This window comes from Acidovorax sp. SDU_ACID1, from assembly GCF_045291395.1.
Classification (GTDB): domain Bacteria; phylum Pseudomonadota; class Gammaproteobacteria; order Burkholderiales; family Burkholderiaceae_C; genus MR-S7.
Genome location: NZ_CP152342.1, coordinates 2,376,635 through 2,394,451, shown reverse-complemented (window position 1 = coordinate 2,394,451; position 17,817 = coordinate 2,376,635). Strand labels below are relative to the sequence as shown.

The following is a 17,817-nucleotide window of genomic DNA, read 5'->3' as shown; positions in this document are numbered from 1 at the left end:
TAGGCTCTGTAACCTGTTGATTTGTAAGAAAGGTCTGATCCCTTACAAGGCGTAGGTCAGCGGTTCGACCCCGTTAGCACCCACCACCCCAGACAAAGGCGAACGTGAGTTCGCCTTTTCTTTTGCAGCCGTTGAAAGATTGACCATGTTCGAATCCATCCGCAAGCACTCCAAGATCGTGATGTTCTTGCTGTTCTTGCTGATCATCCCTTCGTTCGTTCTCGTGGGTATCGACAGAAACTACTTCTCGAGCCCTAGCCCGGTGGTGGCCCGCGTGGACGGCAAGGACATCACGCAGGCGGACTGGGACAGCGCCCACCGGATGGAGAGCGACCGCCTGCGTGCGCAGTCGCCGGGCATCGATGCCAAGCTGCTGGATTCGCCCCAGGCCCGCTACGCCACGCTGGAGCGCATGGTGCGCGACCAGGTGATGCAGGTGGCGGCGCAGAAGATGCACCTGGTGACCAGCGACGCCCGCCTGGCGCGCGAACTCCAGGGCATCCCGCAGATCGCCGCGCTCAAGCGCCCGGACGGCACCCTGGACGCCGAGGCCTACCGCGCCCTGGTGGGGGCGCAGGGGCTGACGCCGGAGGGCTTCGAGGCGCGTGTGCGGCACGATCTGTCCATCAACCAGGTGATGGGCAGCGTCATGACCACGGCGTTCAGCGGCGGCGCGGAAGCCCGGCTGGCCCTGGAGGCGCTGCTGCAGCGCCGCGAGATCCAGGTGGCGCGCTTCAATGCCGCCGACTTCTCCGCCAAGGTCGCGGCGACGGATGCCGAGCTGGAGGCCTACTACAAGGCGCATCCGTCCCAGTTTCAGCAGGCCGAGCAGGCCGCTGTGGAATACGTGGTGCTGGACCTCGATGCGGTCAAGGCAGGCATCACCCTCAACGAGGACGACCTGCGCACCTACTACAAGGAAAACGTCGGCCGCTTGGCAGGCAAGGAAGAGCGCCGCGCGAGCCATATCCTGGTCAACGCCACCAAGGATGCCGCCGCCTCCGACCGCGAGAAGGCCAAGGCCAGGGCCGAGGAACTGCTGGCAGAGGTGCGCAAGACGCCCGCCAGCTTTGCGGAGGTGGCCAGGAAGTCGTCGCAGGACCCCGGCTCGGCACCTTCGGGCGGGGACCTGGGCTTCTTCGGCCATGGCGCCATGGTCAAGCCGTTCGAGGATGCGGTGTTCGCGCTGAAGAAGGGCGAGATCAGCGGCGTGGTGGAGACCGATTTCGGCTACCACGTCATCATGCTGACGGACATCAAGACGCCGCGCCAGCCCAGCTTCGAGGAGCTGCGCGCTTCGCTCGAATCCGAACTCAAGCAGCAGCAGGCGCAGCACAAGTTCGCCGAAGTGGCGGAATCGTTCGCCAATGCGGTGTACGAGCAGCCCGACAGCCTGCAGGCGGTGGCGGACAAGCTCAATCTCAAGGTGCAGACCGCCACGGGTGTGACGCGCACGCCGCAGCCCGGAGGGCAGGGGCCGCTGTCCAGCCCCCGCTTCCTGGAGGCGCTATTTCAGCCCGATACGCTGCAGAACAAGCGCAATACCGAGGCCGTCGAAATCGGCTCCAGCATGCTCGCCGCCGGCCGCGTCACCGAATACCAGCCGGCCATGCTGCTGCCGCTGGACAAGGCCAAGGAGAAGGTGCGCACGCTCTACGTGGCGGAGAAGTCCGCGCAGCTCGCGCGCGCCGAGGGCGAGGCCAAGCTCGCGGCCTGGAAGGCCGCTCCCGGCAGTGCCGCAGGCCTGTCTGCGCCGGTCACCGTGTCGCGCGACCAGCCTCAGAACCAGCCGGCTCCCGTGGTCACCGCAGCCCTCCATTCCCCGGTGGACAAGCTGCCTGCATGGGAGGGCGTGGACCTGGGCCCGCAAGGCTATGCCGTGCTGAAGGTCAACCGCATCGTGGAGCGCGAGTCCTTGGACGACGCCCAGGCCCGCATGGAGCGCCAGCAGTACACCCAGGCCTGGAGCACGGCGGAAGCGCTGGCCTACTACGAGCTGCTCAAGCAGCGGTTCAAGGTGCAGATCAAGGCGCCGCGCCCTACGGCTGAAAGCGCCGCACAAAACTGACGCGCTTTTTCAAAAGAGGGCGATTTATCCGGCTATAATGCAAGGCTACGGTGGCTGTAGCTCAGTTGGTAGAGTCCAGGATTGTGATTCCTGTCGTCGTGGGTTCGAGTCCCATCAGCCACCCCAGAAAAATAAAGAAAAGCGCGCTATTAAATAGGTAGCGCGCTTTTTTCTTTTTTGCATCATGTAGCCATGGTGTAGCCACCAGTACAGGGTTTGCCGCCTGTTTTCCCACCTACGGCATTACTCATATCGGTCACTTCACCCTCCGAAGACATACCTTTGTATCCGGGAGCCAGCACGGCGCTGCGCACACCGTTCAACTGCAGAGGGTCAGCCAGGCGCAGTCGGATCTCACGCCCTTTGAGACTGGCATCAGGTGAGCAATCAACCTGCCACTGACGGAGCACATAGCCGGTCACGGCCGCGTGCAAGGTCACGCGCAGACGGCCGCCACGCATGCCAGAATCCCGCTCGATGGACACCGGCTGCGGGTGCGGTCGCAGGTCTTCGATGCGCGCGTGGCACGTGACCACGAAAAATACGCCCCATTCCACCGGCCCACTCCAGAGCGACGCCACAAGATCACGACTTTCCTGTCCAGGTTACCCATCGGTCTGGAGCGGCATGATCTGCGGGTGATTCATGCAGCCTGGCAGGAGGCTCAGATCGAAGCTGGCAGACGCTTGTCGCTGGGCTGCGTGCGCGACGAGTACGACTGCTGGGAACAGGTAGCCCAACAGCAGGCCCAGGAGACCGCGCTGGAGGAGCGCATGTCCAAGGAGCTTGAGCAATGGCAGCACGGCCTGGAAAACAGCCAGTACCAGCCTCCCTTTCTGCATGCCCATGCCGAGCACGAGGCAAACAAGCAAATACTAAACCCTCTCAAGGTGCTGACTTCAGGCGTGGAGCAGTAAGGCACGGTGCCTTTCTTTTCCAGCGGCAAATGGCGCTTTGCCGAGCGCATGCCCTGGTGGGACGTGTACAGTGACCCGCCGCCGGTCGTTGTGGGCCGCTACTGGCGGCTGGGTATTCCGGAGCATCGTGACCGCTCGTTCCGGGCCATCGTGACCGGGCGCTCCGCTCGAACGTGACCGGTGATTCCGGGCTGAACGTGACCGATTTCCGGGTGGTCCGCAATCCCCGGTCACGATGCCGGAACCAGCGGTCACGGCATCGGAACGCTGCCGTACGCCATCGTGTTGGTGTTGCGCATTTCATCCACCCGAAGTGGGTAGCCTGCCCGGCTTTTTGCCGGAGACAGCTACACCTTCACCTGCGCGACGCCGCGCGAGACCATGGCCGACTGGCTGCAAGGCTGTGCGCGCGCCCTGAGCTTCTTCGGCGGCGTGGCGCAACTGATCGCCGATGCGATCCTCGACCGGCTGATGCAGCAGAACCACCGGCTCACCCTCACGGGTGAGTCCTTGCGGCAGAAGCCAAAATGACCTGCTCCCCATAGGGCGTACCAGTTGAAGGTTAGTAGAGTCCGTTTTCAGAGGAAGAACGGACATGAAGAAGAGCAGATTCACCGACGAGCAGATCATCGGATTTCTCAAGCAGGCCGAGGGCGGCATGCCGGTCAAGGAACTGTGCCGCCTGGGCGGCTTCAGCGATGCGACCTTCTACAAGTGGCGTGCCAAGTTCGGTGGCATGCAGGCCAGCGAGGCCACGCGGCTGCGCGAGATCGAGGGCGAGAACGCCAAGCTCAAGAAACTGCTGGCCGAGGCCCATCTACACATCGAAGCGCTGAAGGTGGGCTTCGGGGTAAAGCGCTGACCCCGCAGGCCAGGCGCGAGGCCGCTGCCAGGATGGTTCAAGAACTGTCCATCAGCGAGCGCCGCGCCTGTCGCTATGCGGGGTTGTCCAGAACCAGCTACCGGGAGCCGCCCAGCATGAACGAGTCCACAGCCAGCCTGAGCACGCGCATCGTCGAGTTGGCGCATGAGCGCCGGCGCTTCGGCTACCGGCGCATCCATGACCTGTTGGCCCTGGAAGGCCATCAGGTGAACCACAAGCGCGTGTGGCGCCTGTACAAGCTGGCCAACCTGTCGGTGCGCAAGCGCCGCAAGGTCAAGCGTCCCACGGGCGAGCGTCAGCCCTTGGTGAGCAGCCGCCATGTCAATGACACCTGGAGCACGGACTTCGTGATGGACGCACTGACCAATGGCCGGCGCATCAAGTGCCTGACGGTGGTCGATGACTTCAGCCGCGAGTGCGTGGACATCGCGGTGGATCACGGCATGGGCGGCGAGTACGTCGTGCGCTTGCTGGACCAGGCCGCGCAGTTCCGAGGCTATCCACTGGCCATCCGCACCGATCAGGGGCCGGAGTTCACCAGCCGGGCTTTCATTGCGTGGGCAGCGGCACGAGGCGTGCGGCACCTGCTCAACGATGCAGGCTGTCCGACCCAGAACGCCTACATCGAGAGCTTCAACGGCAAATTCAGGGATGAGTGCTTGAACGAGCAATGGTTCGAGACGCTGGTGCAGGCTCGCCAGGAGGTGGCCCGATGGCGGCGTGACTACAACGAGGTGCGGCCCCACAGTTCACTGGGGCGCATCTCGCCGGCCAGCTTTGCTGCCTTGCATCGCCAGCGCGCTGGCGATGCAAGGCAATCACCGGAGATCAAGTAGTCTCCACAACCTTGGACTCGCTAACTCGGGACTGGCACGTCTAACGGGGGCAGGTCAGCAAGGCCAGCCGGATCAAGTCGCAGCGCATCCGGTGTGCGTCACGCAGCGCGAACGGGGCCTTCACCTTGATCTTGCCGTCCGCCCCCTTCGTCAGCGCGAACTCGCGTAGCAGTTGGGCATCGTGCTCCAGTTCATCGATCATTCGCCAGAAGTTCAGGGCTCGGCGCGCCACGGGCACGGGGTCCGCCAACGCCGGCACCAGTTGCTCGGGAGCCGGGATCGATGCCCGAACCTCGTCCGCCAAGCCGACCATCGCTGCGTCATCGGCTTCGCGCTGCTCCGAGACGCTGCCAACCCCTTCCTGCCGCCAACGCCCCCACGAACCGGCCGGCACGCGCTGGTACTGCGCGCGCGCCAAGCGGCAGCCCTCCTTGACGCCGTGCTTGGCAGTCAGTTTGCGGATCGCGGCGATCACTTCGCTTTTCAGGGGCTTTCGGGGCGGGCCATCGGTACTCCAGAATTCTGAACAACTGCTACGGAGTTTCGATTCACGACTGCGCTGGCGGCGCGCCGATTCGAAATTCCGGCTTCATCCGCCGAACCCGCTCAGCACCGCGCCAACGCACCCGACACGCCGGGATCAACTCCAAGGATGGCGCCGTTCATCGGGCACCCCAAAACCCAGGGCAGCGCTGCAACTGCGTCGCCATGCCTTCGGGTAGCCTTGGCTTCCCCAGGCCGGCGGCGCGCCAATTGCCGCACCGGCCAGCGTGGTCGTGCGAGCATTCCAGGCAGGTGCGCCGGCCGTCGCCATCGCGGTCGTGCCGCACCAGGCGATTCGCCAGAGCCTCGGCACTGTCGGGGCGCAGGCCCTTGCCCATGAAGGCCACCAGGCGGGCGCCGAAGCGTTCAATCTCGGCGGTGTTCATCGCCGGGCTGTGCGGCCAGCAATCGCGGTCTGGGTCTGGGTCAGGGCCACCGGCAGCGGCAATCTGCCGATCCAGGGCGGCGCTACCCCTGGCAAACCGATCCAGGGTAGCGGCGGGCGCGCCCTCGTGGCCCTGCACCTTGGCCCGCTCGATCCACGCGGCGATGGCGTCGCCGGGGTCGTTCGCGGCCTGCGTCGCAACCCGTTTGCCGGAATCGTCAAAACGTGCCGTTTCAGCCGTTTCAGGCGTACAGCCCAATGCTGGCGCGGGTTTCGCTGAAACGTCTGGTGAAACGCCTGCCGTTTCAGGTTCGGCATGCTGACGCTGGTGCAGATGCTCAAACAGACTCTTGAGGACACCCAAGCTCATGATTGGCTCTCCAACCGGCTCGCATTGATGGTGTACACCTTGATGGGACGCCCCCCGATGCGGCGCGGCTTGGCGCGCTCTCCGTTGGCGCCGGGCGCAGGTAGTGCGCCGGCCTCTTGCAGAACATCGAGCCCGCGTGCGAAGTCGAAGCCCTTCAGCGCCTCGCGCATGCCCTCGGCGGTGAATAGATAGACGCGGGTGCCGTCCACGTCCTGCCACCAGCCGGCGCGGTCACGCACGAACACGCCCTCGTCGCGGGATGCATCCGCGTTCGAGAAACGACCGTCCCCATGTCGATCCACAAACCCCGCCACGCGCTGCAATACCTGCGTGCGCTCCAGATTGCGGGGCGCCGGACCACGCAGCGACTTCCATGCCGTGAAGCATTCTGCGGCGGCGGTTGTGGCCTGCCCTGCGGGCCAGCCGGTTACTCCATAGCTCGTAGCCAGTTCGCCAGCCAGCGCCAGCAGTGAGAATCGAGCGGCGGCGCGCTTGTCCTGCCCGTCCTGTGCCTGAAACCCGTCCAACGCCTTCATGATCTCCAGGGCGGTGGCAATGTCTGTCTCAGCGTCACTCGTCAGCGCCCGCAGGAACTGGCGCCCTGCATGCCCGTAGTTGGCCTTGCTGGCGGCCCGCAATGCGTCCGACAGGGCGGCGCCGCTGGCGTGACCGTGCAGTTCGTCCCAGGCCCCATGCTGGCGCTGCGCGGGCACGTCCAGCAGGCGCACGATCTGCCCGGCCTTGATGCGGTGCCCACCCTCGGCCATGGTCGTGCCGATGGTGCGCTCGCCGCTGGACAGCACGCTGCACCGCCACCGGGCCACGGATCGGGCGGTGCCGGTCTTGCTGGCGCGTTGCTTGCCCCTGCCGTTGCCCAGGCTGTAGACGATGGCGCCGACTTCGCGCGGGTCGCACTCGCTGATTTCATCCAGCGCCAGCAGCGAGTCGTTGAAAAGCGCAGCAACACCTTCCATGCCGTTGCTGGTGGCCCGCCACGATCGACGGTAGTTGACACCGCCCCAAACTGAGCATGCGGCCTCGATGGCGGTCGTCTTTCCGGTGGACGAATCGCCCACCAGATGCACACCACCGCTTTCGGCATTGGCGCGCGCCAGTACCGGCCCGGCGAACGCGGCAGAGATGGCCAGCGCCAGCAGCGGATTGTCAACGGCCAGCGCCGCAACGCCCGTGCGCCAGCCTTGTAAGGTGCCGTGAACGGCGTACTCGTCCGTGCCACGCTCGCCGGACTGGTAAGCCACACCAGCCGCGCCGGGGCCGATCACTTCATCGGGCAGCACAAACACCTTGTCGCTGGCCCAGCCGGTTTGCAGGGTGCAGCGGATGCGCCTGGTGGGCGTGAGGGATTGCAGGTAACGGGCAAGTTCCCGATGCGCGCTCGGGTCGATCTCCACGCCCATCGCCAGCAGCTCACCGCACAGGTCGGCGCCGTCTGCGCGCAGTAGCTCCATGGGCATCGCCCAGGTTTTCCACTTGTCCAGCGTCGTGCGCAGGCGCAGCAGGCGCCCGAAGTTTCCTTCGTGGGCATCCGTCGTCACGGCCTCGACGTGCAGGGGACTGCACACCCAAGTTTGCGTCAGCGTGGGAGGCGCCTCGCCCTTTCCAGCACGCAGGCCAAAGTGCCACACACCGGGGCGCAGCTTCTTGCCGTCGTGCTCCGCCCCGTCGTCCCATGCTCGGAAGCAGGGGCGCCCGTCCTCGCCGGGAACGACTGAAACGGCTGAAACGTCTGCCGTTTCAGGTGCCGTTTCACCGGAACCCGCATGGATATTGGGCTGAACGGCTGAAACGGCTGAAACGTCCGAATCTGACGACCCCAGAGAATCAAGCATCGCGCTCATGCTTGCACCTCCATTTCGGCCAGGCAGGCGCGCACCGCGTCAGGCCCGGCAAGCTTGTGCAAGTCATTGAAGTCACAGGACGCACCCGGATCGCGGCGCGGGTGCATCGGCACCACCACACCGCCGACGGCGAGCGCGGCTTGCTCGGCGTAGGTGCGTCCGGGGTTGCCGGTCGTTGCCGCGTCATCGTCAGCGGCCACCACCAGCTTGAGGCACGGGAATTTGCTGCGCAGCGCTTTCGCCACGTCCATCAGATTCCCGGCGTTGAAGGCTACGGCCACGGCATGCCCGCTGTCCTCATGGATCGACGCACCGGTCGCGTAGCCCTCGCACACGACCAGCCGGCCCGCAGGTTTGCCGATGGCGTGATACAGGCCCTTCACGCGCTGGCCGGGCATGAAGCGCTTGGTGCCGTCCGGGGCGATGCCCTGCACGCCGTGCAAGCGGCCTAGGGCATCGCGCATGGGCACCAGCAAGGTACGGCCCGCCTCGATGCGCAGTCCGTGCGCCTGAACGTCTTTGTGGGCTAGATAGGGATGCTCCGTCGCCGGGGTGGCTGCGTCCCAGCGGGTCGCGGCGGAGGCGGCTGCATTGGCGTGGCGCTGGCGCTGGTCGGCGTCACGCTGGCGGCGCATGACTTCGATGCGCTGCGCCAGTGCCTTGCGCTCGGTGGCGCTCAGCTCGCTCTCGCGCTTGGCGCACCAGCATTGCGAGAAGCCGCCACGCCAGTTGCCGAAGGAACCAGCAGGCACGCCGCCCAAGTGCAGCACGTACCACGCGGCATCGTCGCGGCGCTTGCCGGTGGGGCTGAAGCGGTGGATGCGGCCATCGGCCACCACCTCGGCCGGGGGCTCCATGCCGGCGCTGGCGATGGCGTTGCGGAAGTCGTCGGCCGGGTTCATTGCGCACCCCCAATCTGCACCAAGAACGCCTCGGCGGCATCCAGGCTGGCCAGGAGCCGGATCAAGCCCCAGTGCGTGGCGTAGAGGGGCGCTAGGCCGTCGCCGGGCTGCGTGCGCAGCAGGCAATGCCCGGCCAGCGCGTAGCGCGCGGCCAGGGTAGCGAAGCGCTTTTCGTTCGTACTACCATGCGGTAGAATTGCGGCGTCAGTAGTCTGGTTTTTTGCCTTCGAGGCCTCGCCCGCCAGCGGGGTTTCGTTCGTCTGGGGGGCCATCAAGCAACCCCCAGCACGCGTCGAATGTCGTCCACGGACCAGGCTAGGCGGCCATTGATGCGACGGGGCCGAATCGGGCCGTCTTCGCGGCAGGCCCAGCAGCGCAAAGTCTGGGATCTCCGATTTAGCCAGTGGGCAGCAGTGGCTGTATCCACTGCGGGTCGGGTTTCACATTCCAGCGGTGGGAATTGCCGGGCCTCAGCTACAGCGCGACGGGTATCGGCGCTGTGTAGGGTTGCAGGTTGCATTTGGAACCATCCTTCCGCACATCGGCGTGTTGTTGATGGTTCCGAACTATTTGGGCGCACCCCCGTTGCGGTCAAAGGCGCAACCCCATTGCAGAGCACAACGCCTTATTTCATGCGGGTTTCAAGACAGTAGGCGCAACCCCAAGCGCAACCCCTCGCGCCTACCTCATGTGGCACGTAAAGGCGCTGTAACCCTTCGCCTTGGGCTTGTTGCCGGGCAATAGTTTGCGGATACGCTGCTCTGAAACTCCGTAATGCTGAGCGGCCTTTTTGGTGCCGTGCTTCTCCCGATAAGCCTTCACCTCGGCCAGTTTTTCAGGAGTCCACACCTTCTTACTACTGCCGGGTACATTGCTCGCGTTCTCAGTCACCACGGGCGCGGGCATTGCAGTCTGGTTGCAGCCTTCCTCAACCAGCAGATCAGATCCGGTCGCAACTCGACGAAGATCACTCGGTGTCAAAACTGCTTGTTCTGCATAGTCTGCGGGCAGGATTCCAGTGGTATCCAGCGGCGCCAAAGTAAGCGAAAGCCGCCCCTAAATCTCACCACTATGGGCTTTGGCCAATAGCAGATTGAGCCAGGCACGCACGCCATATGGGTTGTCTGGGCAAACTGCGTCTGCCAGCAATTGCGCGGCCTGCATCAGCGTGATCGGCTTTTCGGGAATTTGAAGTGTTGCTGTCATCGCCCCTCCCGGTGTACTCCCATGTAGGTGCCCCAGCAGGCCAGCGGGAGGCACTGGCTTTTCGGCAGGATTGCGGCCCTGCCTAGCCGGGGCGAAACGGTCAGGCCATAGCGGGTGCTGGTTGAACGTGCATGGGGTGTTTCTTGAGTCGCTGTGCGGCCTGCCACATGTCATAGGCGCTTTGCTCGGCCAGCCATACGCGGGCATCCCCGCCGCGCTCAACACCTAGCCATGCCTCAATGCGCAAGGCCATTTCAGGCGAGATTGCGGCGCGGCCATTGAGCACCCGCGACAAGGTGACGCGAGACACATCCAATTGCTGTGCAGCCTGCGTGACACCCAGCCCCAGCGCGGGCAATACATCGTCACGCAGTGTCAGGCCGGGATGAGGGGGGCGAACATACGTGCCATCGTCATTACTCCTTAGTGGTAGTCCTGATAGTCCACCAATACGGCGTCCACGCCTTCAAAGGTGAAGGTCATGCGCCAATTGCCATTCACGGACACTGACCAATGCCCGGCGAGATTGCCATGCAGCGAATGCAACCCCCAGCCGGGAAGGTTCATATCCTGGGGCAGTTGCGCTTGGTCGAGTCGGGCCAGTTGCCGGGCCAGCTTTGATGCATGGGCAGCCTGTATGCCCGCCTTGCTGCCTCGCTCGAAAAAGGCTTGCAACCCCTTGTGACGGAATGACTTAATCACGAGTGTATTGTAGCGCGTAACGATACGCGATGCGCATCAAACCACGGCGCGTCGTTTGCCAGGCGCGGCTGGGGCGAAAACTCAGACGCGCTCCAGGCGCACCACGGCGCGGCAGCCGATGGCATGGGCATAGCGCTGCACGCTGCGCAGCGACGGCGTAGCTTTGCCGCCCTCCAGCCGGGCGACAGTGCTTTGCGTGGTGCCCATGCGTTCGGCCACGTCCGCCTGTGTCAGCCCGGCGCGGGTGCGCGCTGCAATCAGTTCGCGGGCAATCGCAAATTCTTCGGCCTGGGCTTCATACTCGGCGCGGGTTTCCGGGTTGACCAGCAGTTCGGCCTTCAAGGCTTTGAGCGTCTTCATTGGTGCGCCTCCAGTCGTTTCAGAGCGGTTTCAATCGCGCCGCGCGGCGTGGTCTGCGTCTTCTTCACGAACGCATGCAGCGCCAGCAGGCGGCGGCCTTGGACGGCGGCGTACACGGCGCGGGCAATGCCGTCGCGGCCCTGCATCCGCATCTCCCACAGCTTGCTTTCCAGCGGGCGGATATGCGGCAGGCCCACGCGCTGCGGGCCAAACGTTTCCAGCATCTCGGCTATGTGCAGAAACCGGGCCTGCATGTCAGCGGGCAAGGCCAGCAACTCCGGCTCAGCCAGCGGGTGAAGCGCTACCGTCCAAGTCTCCGTATTATCTCTTTTTTGCGATTTCATGCCGTAACCACTTTCAGCTTGCCGGGCTCGGCCTTGGCGTCGAACTGCACGCCTGCCTGTTCCAGAATCCACCCCTCTAGGCGCTCATGATGAACACGCAGCAGGTCGAGCGGGCGGACGCGGTAATGCTTTTCCGCCGTGGCGCTGGGCTTGTGGCCTTGAATTTGCGCCACCACGCCAGCGGGCAACTCTAGCCACTCCGACAAGGTGCCAAAGCTGCGGCGCAGGCCATGCAGCGTCAGGCCGTCGATTCCCGCCACGGCGCAGGCGTCGGCTAGGCGCCGATGCGGGCGGCTTGTGGGCTGGGGCAGGGTTTCGCTTGAAAACACCCATTCGCTACGGCGGGGCAGGGGAGCCAGCAGGTGCCAGACATAGGGCGTCAAAGGAATGACGCGCACACCATCAGCTCCGCCTTTGCTGGCGTCCTTGTCCCGGATGGTCAGGCCCTTCCATGTGGTGTTCACCTCCTCCCAGCGCAGCGCCAGCAGTTCGCCAGGGCGAGCACCTGTCAGCAGCAGCGCCAGCAGGTAGGCGCGAACGGCGGGGCTTCGCAGGCCTTGTATGGCTTGGAAAAAGGCTGGCAGTTGCTCTTTCAGCAGCGCATCTTGTTTTGCGCGTGGCTTGCCCAGTGCTTCGCGGGCGCGGCGGTTGCGGGCAGGGTTCTTGTCTGGCACCAGGGCGGCATATCTCGGTTGTTCGCTGCACCAGTTCAAAAACGCATGGAACAAGTGCAGCCCCAGCCGGGCGCGAGTAGGGCGCGTGCGTGATTCACTATCGGCCCATGCTTGGATGGCCTCGGCTGTGACATCGGCTAGGCGCAGTGGCGCGAAGTGTGCGAGCGGCCCCGGTTCGGTGATACCTTTGCCGCGCTTCTTGTGCTCGCCTCCTGGGGCCATCATGCCCACGTTATCACGTAGGTGTAGTTCTCCCCAGTGCGGACGACGGGCTTCAACGTAGGCAGCCCATACATCGCCCACGGTTGCGGCCTGGACAGCGGCTGCGGCCTTCTGTTCAGCCTTTTCGGCTTGTTGCTGGCGCTCAATCTCTCGGGGGTCTTGCCCGCCATCCAATACCACGGCAAGGCGGCGGGCTTCGGCGCGGGCCTGCTCAATGCTCCACAGCTTCACGTCCCCAATGGTGCGGCGGATGGTTTGCCGGTTCAGCTTGGCCTCATAGACAAACGACTTCGCACCAGCAGCAGTTACCCGCACGCGCAGGCCGGGCACTTCGCTGTCGCGCATGAATGCCTGCTGCTTGCCAGCCGGGCAGGCCAGGCGCTCAATTGCGCCAGCGGTCAGATTCACCCGGTTGGTAAGGTCTGGGGCTTCGCTTTTCTTTGGTCGTGCCATGTTGATTGCTCCCGTGATTTTGGCTACACGGAGGTCCATGTAGCCACCATGTAGCCAAAAATTCCCAATTCTGTGGAATTTCAATCAACGTATTGGCTACTCTTTCATCCAGTCATATTGGTGTAAGTTGTTGATGTGTATTGATTATATCTGCGCTCATCAACATGGGAAAATGTTAAGAATCAAGGATTGTGATTCCTGTCGTCGTGGGTTCGAGTCCCATCAGCCCCAGATAAAAGCAAACGCGCTGGCGCTTCAAAGCCCGGCGCGTTTTGTTTTGCGTGCTGGAAATATGCCCATCGGCAAGTCAGGTTAGAATGCAAGACTCTGCAACGCACAAGGGTGAGAAAGGCAATCTGGTTATGACGCCGCGAACTACGACGGAGATGTCTGCCAGCCGCTGAGGCCGGCCGTTCGCGCCTGCACGAGATTTCTCATATCGAAAGCGCGGACCGTGTTCCGCGCTTTTTGCTTTTCAGGATACGGAAGGCGCGACCTCACCCCAAGGTTTTGACAAGGATTCCCACACCATGATTCACATCACGCTTCCCGATGGTTCGCAGCGCGAGTTTCCCGGCCCGGTGACGGTGGCCGAGGTGGCCGCTTCCATTGGCTCGGGCTTGGCCAAGGCGGCGCTGGCCGGCAAGGTGGGCGCTGGCAACGAGGCGCAGGTGGTCGACACGAGCTACCGGATCACGCAGGACAGCCCCTTGTCCATCGTGACGGCCAAGGATGCGGACGGGCTGGATGTGATCCGCCACTCCACAGCGCACTTGCTGGCCTACGCGGTGAAGGCGCTTTTCCCGGATGCCCAGGTCACCATCGGTCCCGTGATCGAGAACGGCTTCTACTACGACTTCTCGTACAAGCGCCCGTTCACGCCCGAGGATCTCGTGGCGATCGAAAAGCGCATGGGCGAGCTGGCTGCGAAAGACGAGCCGGTCGTGCGCCGCGTGCTGCCACGCGACGAGGCCGTGGCGTATTTCAAGAGCATCGGCGAGCACTACAAGGCCGAGATCATCGCCAGCATCCCGACGAACGAGGAGGTGAGCCTGTACCGCGAGGGTGGCTTCGAGGACCTGTGCCGCGGGCCGCACGTGCCGAGCACCGGCAAGCTCAAGCACTTCAAGCTCATGAAGGTCGCGGGCGCCTACTGGCGCGGCGACCACCGCAACGAGATGCTGCAGCGCATCTACGGCACGGCCTGGGCCACGAAGGAAGAGCTGCAGCAGTACCTCACGATGCTGGAGGAGGCCGAGAAGCGCGACCACCGCAAGCTCGGGCGCGAACTGGACCTGTTCCACATCGACGAGCATTCGCCCGGCACGGTGTTCTGGCACCCCAAGGGCTGGACGCTGTGGCAGCAGGTGGAGCAGTACATGCGCCGCGTGTACCGCGACAACGGCTACCAGGAGGTCAAGGGGCCGCAGATCCTCGACAAGACGCTGTGGGAGAAGACGGGCCACTGGGACAAGTACCGCGAGAACATGTTCGTCACGGAGAGCGAGAAGCGCGACTACGCGCTCAAGCCGATGAACTGCCCCGGCCACATCCTGATCTTCAAGCAGGGGATCAAGAGCTACCGCGACCTGCCGCTGCGCTACGGCGAGTTCGGCCAGTGCCACCGCAACGAGCCCACGGGCGGCCTGCACGGCATCATGCGCGTGCGCGGCTTCACGCAGGACGACGGCCACATCTTCTGCACGGAGGACCACGTCCTGGCCGAATGCACGGCCTATACGGCGCTGCTGCAGAAGGTCTACAAGGACTTCGGCTTCACGGACATCATCTACAAGGTGGCGACGCGCCCCGAGGCGCGCATCGGCTCCGACGAGAGCTGGGACAAGGCCGAGCACGCGCTGATGGAAAGCCTGCGCGCGTCGGGCTGCGCCTTCGAGATCGCTCCGGGCGACGGCGCCTTCTACGGGCCGAAGATCGAATACACGCTCAAGGACGCCATCGGGCGCCAGTGGCAGTGCGGCACCATGCAGGTGGATTTCTCCATGCCCGAGCGGCTCGATGCCGAGTACGTGGGCGAGGACGGCGGGCGCCACCGCCCCGTGATGCTGCACCGGGCCATCGTGGGCAGCCTGGAGCGTTTCATCGGCATCCTGATCGAGCAGCACGCGGGTGCGCTGCCCGTCTGGCTGGCGCCCGTGCAGGTGGCGGTGCTCAACATCACCGACGCTCAGTCCGACTACTGTCGCGAAATCGCCGCAAAGCTGCAAAAAGCACTGCCGAATCAAGACCTTAGGGTGGTGACTGATCTGCGCAATGAAAAGATCACGTATAAAATACGGGAGCATGCACTGCAAAAGCTCCCTTACATCCTCGTCGCGGGCGACAAGGAGAAGGCGGCCGGCGCTGTGGCAGTGCGCGCCCGGGGTAACAAGGACCTCGGCGTGATGTCCGTCGACGCCTTTGTCGACCTGATCGCACAGGACATCGCCTCCAAAGTCTGAGTGTTGTGTCAAAGCACGCTTTGGTGCGCGCCGCGGGTGCGTGAGCAGCTACGCTTTTTGTAGTATTTTTGATCAAGGGTGAGAACCATCGCTACCGAATTTCGTGATCGTCGCCAGCGTGAAGAGCGCAAGCACCGCCTGAACCGTGAAATCATGGCGCCCGAAGTGCGCTTGTCCGGCCCGGACAATGAACCTCTGGGCATCGTGAGCCTGCAAGAGGCTTTGCGCATGGCGGGCGAACTGGACGTCGATCTGGTCGAGATTGCAGCCACCGCGAATCCGCCGGTCTGCCGCCTGATGGACTATGGCAAGTTCAAGTACCAGGAGCAGAAGAAGGCGGCCGAGGCCAAGGCCAAGCAGACGGTCATCGAGATCAAGGAAGTGAAGTTCCGCCCCGGCACGGACGACGGCGACTACAACATAAAGCTGCGCAACATCCGCCGCTTCCTCGCGGAGGGCGACAAGTGCAAGATCACGCTGCGCTTCCGCGGCCGCGAGATCACGCACCAGGAACTGGGTCTGGCGCTGCTCAACCGGCTGCGCGACGACCTGGCCGACACGATCGTCGTCGAGCAGTTTCCGAAGCTCGAAGGCCGGCAGATGATCATGATGATCGCGCCGGCGCGCAAGAAGCCTGCGGCGGGCAAGCCCGCGGCGGAAGGGGCGCAGGCAGGCGCCTGATGCACAGGGATTTGGCGGCGAGGCCTTCGCAAGAGGGCTCTGGCCGCCGATAGGCGGCGCGCAAGCGCCGCCGCACGGCAGGGCTGCGAAGCCTGGCCGTTTTTTAGAAGTGGCTCGGGGCCAACAAGGTTGCACAGCGGTGTGCAAACGCCTCACGAGCACAACCATAAGGAGCATTCACATGCCCAAAATGAAGACCAAGAGCAGCGCGAAGAAGCGTTTTCGCGTTCGTCCGGGTGGTACCGTCAAGCGCGGTCAAGCCTTCAAGCGTCACATCCTGACCAAGAAGACCACCAAGAACAAGCGCCACCTGCGCGGTGCGGTTGCTGTGCATGAGACCAACATGGGTCACATCGCGCAGATGCTGCCCATGGCTGGCCTGTAATTCACTGACGAACAAGGAGAAAACACATGCCTCGCGTCAAACGTGGTGTAACGGCACGCGCCCGTCACAAGAAGGTTCTGGCTCTGGCCAAGGGTTTCCGCGGCCGCCGCGGCAACGTCTTCCGCATCGCCAAGCAGGCGGTGATGAAGGCTGGGCAATACGCCTACCGTGACCGCCGTACCAAGAAGCGCGTGTTCCGCCAGCTGTGGATCGCCCGTATCAACGCCGCTGCCCGTGAACTGGGCCTGACCTACAGCCAGTTCGCCAACGGCCTGAAGAAGGCATCCATCGAGATCGACCGCAAGATGCTGGCCGACCTCGCGGTGCATGACAAGGCTGCCTTCGGCAGCATCGTGGAGCAAGTCAAGGCCAAGCTGGCCGCTTGAGTTCACGACTGCCGGCTATGATTTTCATAGCTGGCAGCGCTCAAACAGCAAGGGCTAGGGCTTGAAAAGGCGCTAGCCCTTGTTTCTTTTTCAAGAGTCGATATGAACGAGTTGGATTCCCTGGTGCAAGGCGCGCGCGAAGCGTTCGCGCAGGCCGCAACCCCCGCCGATCTGGAGAACGCCAAGGCGCTGTTCCTGGGCAAGTCGGGCCGCCTGACCGAGCTGATGAAGGGCATGGCGCAGCTCTCGCCCGAGGAGAAGAAGACGCGCGGCGCGGCGATCAACGTGGCCAAGCAGGGCGTGGAGGCGCTGCTGACCGAGCGCCGCCAGCAACTGGCCGACGCCGAACTGCAGCGCCAGCTCCAGGCCGAGGCGCTGGACGTGACGCTGCCCGGCCGCAGGCAGGGGCGCGGCGGTCTGCACCCCGTGTCGCTCACGCTCGAGCGCATCGAGGGCATCTTCGGCTCCATGGGTTTCGACGTGGCCGACGGCCCCGAGATCGAGACCGACTGGTTCAACTTCACCGCGCTGAACACGCCCGAGGACCACCCGGCGCGTTCCATGCACGACACCTTCTACGTCGAGGGCGGCACGCCCGAGGCGCCCCACCTGCTGCGCACGCACACCAGCCCGATGCAGGTGCGCTACGCCGTGCAGCACGTCAAGAAATACCGCCACCTGATCGACGCGGGCCAGCCCATGCCCGAGATCCGCGTGATCGCGCCGGGCCGCACCTACCGCGTGGACTCGGACGCCACGCACTCGCCCATGTTCCACCAGTGCGAGGGCCTGTGGATCGGCGAGAACGTGAGCTTCAAGGATCTGAAGGTCGTGTTCACGGGCTTTTGCAAGACCTTCTTCGAGAGCGACGACCTCGTGCTGCGCTTTCGGCCCAGCTTCTTCCCGTTCACCGAGCCCAGCGCGGAGATCGACATCCAGTTCCAGAGCGGTCCGCTGGCCGGCCGCTGGCTGGAGGTCGCAGGCAGCGGCCAGGTGCACCCGAACGTGGTGCGCAACATGGGGCTGGACCCGGAGCGCTTCATCGGCTTCGCCTTCGGCATGGGGCCGGACCGGCTGACCATGCTGCGCTATGGCGTGAACGACCTGCGCCTGTTCTTCGACGGCGACGTCCGCTTCCTGTCCCAGTTCCAGTAATGCAAGAAAGTGAGCTGCCAGCGC

The 17,817-nt window shown here is 64.1% G+C and carries 22 protein-coding genes and 1 tRNA gene; 10 read left to right on the top strand and 13 right to left on the bottom strand.

From position 1 onward, the window contains the following. Nucleotides 1-145 precede the first annotated feature (145 nt). Nucleotides 146-2,068 (top strand): SurA N-terminal domain-containing protein, encoded by a 1,923-nt coding sequence (locus AAG689_RS11765; protein ID WP_406626084.1) that lies wholly within the window; start codon nucleotides 146-148, stop codon nucleotides 2,066-2,068. A gap of 50 nt (nucleotides 2,069-2,118) precedes the next feature. Beyond that, nucleotides 2,119-2,194: transfer RNA gene (locus tag AAG689_RS11760), tRNA-His, on the top strand. Between the two features lie 56 nt (nucleotides 2,195-2,250). On the opposite strand, the gene AAG689_RS11755 is transcribed toward AAG689_RS11760, so the two are convergent. After that, nucleotides 2,251-2,553, bottom strand: a complete 303-nt coding sequence (locus AAG689_RS11755) for a hypothetical protein (protein WP_406626083.1) — start codon at nucleotides 2,551-2,553, stop codon at nucleotides 2,251-2,253. A 36-nt stretch (nucleotides 2,554-2,589) separates the two neighbouring features. Here AAG689_RS11755 and AAG689_RS11750 point away from each other — a divergent pair, with 36 nt between their 5' ends. From AAG689_RS11750 to AAG689_RS11740, 3 genes are all read left to right on the top strand, one after another. Continuing rightward, nucleotides 2,590-2,985, top strand: a complete 396-nt coding sequence (locus AAG689_RS11750) for a hypothetical protein (protein ID WP_406626082.1) — start codon at nucleotides 2,590-2,592, stop codon at nucleotides 2,983-2,985. Between the two features lie 381 nt (nucleotides 2,986-3,366). After that, complete coding sequence (locus tag AAG689_RS11745) at nucleotides 3,367-3,516, top strand: hypothetical protein (protein WP_406626081.1); 150 nt, start codon at nucleotides 3,367-3,369, stop codon at nucleotides 3,514-3,516. 64 nt (nucleotides 3,517-3,580) lie between these two features. Then, nucleotides 3,581-4,704 (top strand): IS3 family transposase gene (locus tag AAG689_RS11740; protein WP_406622737.1). Its coding sequence is split into 2 segments (ribosomal slippage): nucleotides 3,581-3,836 and nucleotides 3,836-4,704, totalling 1,125 coding nucleotides; the frame shifts between segments, so codons are not numbered across the junction. A gap of 40 nt (nucleotides 4,705-4,744) precedes the next feature. Here AAG689_RS11740 and AAG689_RS11735 read toward each other — a convergent pair. The 12 genes from AAG689_RS11735 to AAG689_RS11680 all read right to left on the bottom strand — a co-directional run bounded on the left by AAG689_RS11735 (nucleotide 4,745) and on the right by AAG689_RS11680 (nucleotide 12,808). Continuing rightward, the gene (locus AAG689_RS11735; RefSeq protein WP_406626080.1) at nucleotides 4,745-5,179 is read right to left on the bottom strand and encodes a hypothetical protein; all 435 of its coding nucleotides are present in this window, start codon (nucleotides 5,177-5,179) and stop codon (nucleotides 4,745-4,747) included. Between the two features lie 187 nt (nucleotides 5,180-5,366). Then, nucleotides 5,367-6,002: a hypothetical protein gene (locus tag AAG689_RS11730; RefSeq protein WP_406626079.1), complete on the bottom strand. Its 636-nt coding sequence runs from the start codon at nucleotides 6,000-6,002 to the stop codon at nucleotides 5,367-5,369. Continuing rightward, nucleotides 5,999-7,861, bottom strand: coding sequence for a DUF927 domain-containing protein (locus AAG689_RS11725; RefSeq protein WP_406626078.1), 1,863 nt, complete (start codon nucleotides 7,859-7,861; stop codon nucleotides 5,999-6,001). Before AAG689_RS11725 ends, AAG689_RS11730 begins: the two co-directional genes overlap by 4 nt. After that, nucleotides 7,858-8,763 (bottom strand): toprim domain-containing protein, encoded by a 906-nt coding sequence (locus tag AAG689_RS11720; protein WP_406626077.1) that lies wholly within the window; start codon nucleotides 8,761-8,763, stop codon nucleotides 7,858-7,860. The genes AAG689_RS11725 and AAG689_RS11720 overlap by 4 nt, the downstream gene beginning before the upstream one ends. Beyond that, the gene (locus AAG689_RS11715; RefSeq protein ID WP_406626076.1) at nucleotides 8,760-9,035 is read right to left on the bottom strand and encodes a hypothetical protein; all 276 of its coding nucleotides are present in this window, start codon (nucleotides 9,033-9,035) and stop codon (nucleotides 8,760-8,762) included. The genes AAG689_RS11720 and AAG689_RS11715 overlap by 4 nt, the downstream gene beginning before the upstream one ends. A gap of 409 nt (nucleotides 9,036-9,444) precedes the next feature. After that, the gene (locus AAG689_RS11710) at nucleotides 9,445-9,669 is read right to left on the bottom strand and encodes a hypothetical protein (protein ID WP_406626075.1); all 225 of its coding nucleotides are present in this window, start codon (nucleotides 9,667-9,669) and stop codon (nucleotides 9,445-9,447) included. Nucleotides 9,670-9,819: 150 nt separating this feature from the next. Next, nucleotides 9,820-9,969, bottom strand: coding sequence for a hypothetical protein (locus AAG689_RS11705; RefSeq protein ID WP_406626074.1), 150 nt, complete (start codon nucleotides 9,967-9,969; stop codon nucleotides 9,820-9,822). Nucleotides 9,970-10,069: 100 nt separating this feature from the next. Further along, nucleotides 10,070-10,327 carry a HigA family addiction module antitoxin gene (locus AAG689_RS11700; RefSeq protein WP_406626073.1) on the bottom strand — a complete coding sequence of 86 codons (258 nt, stop codon included), beginning with the start codon at nucleotides 10,325-10,327 and terminating at the stop codon, nucleotides 10,070-10,072. A 65-nt stretch (nucleotides 10,328-10,392) separates the two neighbouring features. After that, nucleotides 10,393-10,671 (bottom strand): type II toxin-antitoxin system RelE/ParE family toxin, encoded by a 279-nt coding sequence (locus AAG689_RS11695; protein WP_406626072.1) that lies wholly within the window; start codon nucleotides 10,669-10,671, stop codon nucleotides 10,393-10,395. An 81-nt stretch (nucleotides 10,672-10,752) separates the two neighbouring features. Continuing rightward, complete coding sequence (locus AAG689_RS11690; RefSeq protein WP_406626071.1) at nucleotides 10,753-11,031, bottom strand: helix-turn-helix domain-containing protein; 279 nt, start codon at nucleotides 11,029-11,031, stop codon at nucleotides 10,753-10,755. Continuing rightward, the gene (locus tag AAG689_RS11685; RefSeq protein ID WP_406626070.1) at nucleotides 11,028-11,375 is read right to left on the bottom strand and encodes a type II toxin-antitoxin system RelE/ParE family toxin; all 348 of its coding nucleotides are present in this window, start codon (nucleotides 11,373-11,375) and stop codon (nucleotides 11,028-11,030) included. The genes AAG689_RS11690 and AAG689_RS11685 overlap by 4 nt, the downstream gene beginning before the upstream one ends. Beyond that, nucleotides 11,372-12,808, bottom strand: coding sequence for a tyrosine-type recombinase/integrase (locus AAG689_RS11680; protein ID WP_406626069.1), 1,437 nt, complete (start codon nucleotides 12,806-12,808; stop codon nucleotides 11,372-11,374). Before AAG689_RS11680 ends, AAG689_RS11685 begins: the two co-directional genes overlap by 4 nt. Nucleotides 12,809-13,254: 446 nt before the next feature. Here AAG689_RS11680 and thrS point away from each other — a divergent pair, with 446 nt between their 5' ends. The 5 genes from thrS (at nucleotide 13,255) to pheS (ending at nucleotide 17,793) form a co-directional block, all read left to right on the top strand. Next, complete coding sequence (thrS, locus tag AAG689_RS11675; protein WP_406626068.1) at nucleotides 13,255-15,186, top strand: threonine--tRNA ligase; 1,932 nt, start codon at nucleotides 13,255-13,257, stop codon at nucleotides 15,184-15,186. Nucleotides 15,187-15,264: 78 nt separating this feature from the next. Next, entirely contained in the window at nucleotides 15,265-15,867 is a 603-nt protein-coding gene (infC, locus tag AAG689_RS11670) for a translation initiation factor IF-3 (RefSeq protein ID WP_082176391.1), read from the top strand. Nucleotides 15,868-16,048: 181 nt separating this feature from the next. Beyond that, on the top strand, nucleotides 16,049-16,252 hold the full coding sequence (rpmI, locus tag AAG689_RS11665) for a 50S ribosomal protein L35 (RefSeq protein ID WP_019428895.1): 204 nt from the start codon (nucleotides 16,049-16,051) through the stop codon (nucleotides 16,250-16,252). A gap of 26 nt (nucleotides 16,253-16,278) precedes the next feature. Further along, entirely contained in the window at nucleotides 16,279-16,638 is a 360-nt protein-coding gene (gene rplT / locus AAG689_RS11660; protein ID WP_005795139.1) for a 50S ribosomal protein L20, read from the top strand. Nucleotides 16,639-16,740: 102 nt separating this feature from the next. Then, nucleotides 16,741-17,793, top strand: coding sequence for a phenylalanine--tRNA ligase subunit alpha (pheS, locus tag AAG689_RS11655; protein WP_020227524.1), 1,053 nt, complete (start codon nucleotides 16,741-16,743; stop codon nucleotides 17,791-17,793). Nucleotides 17,794-17,817 lie beyond the last annotated feature (24 nt).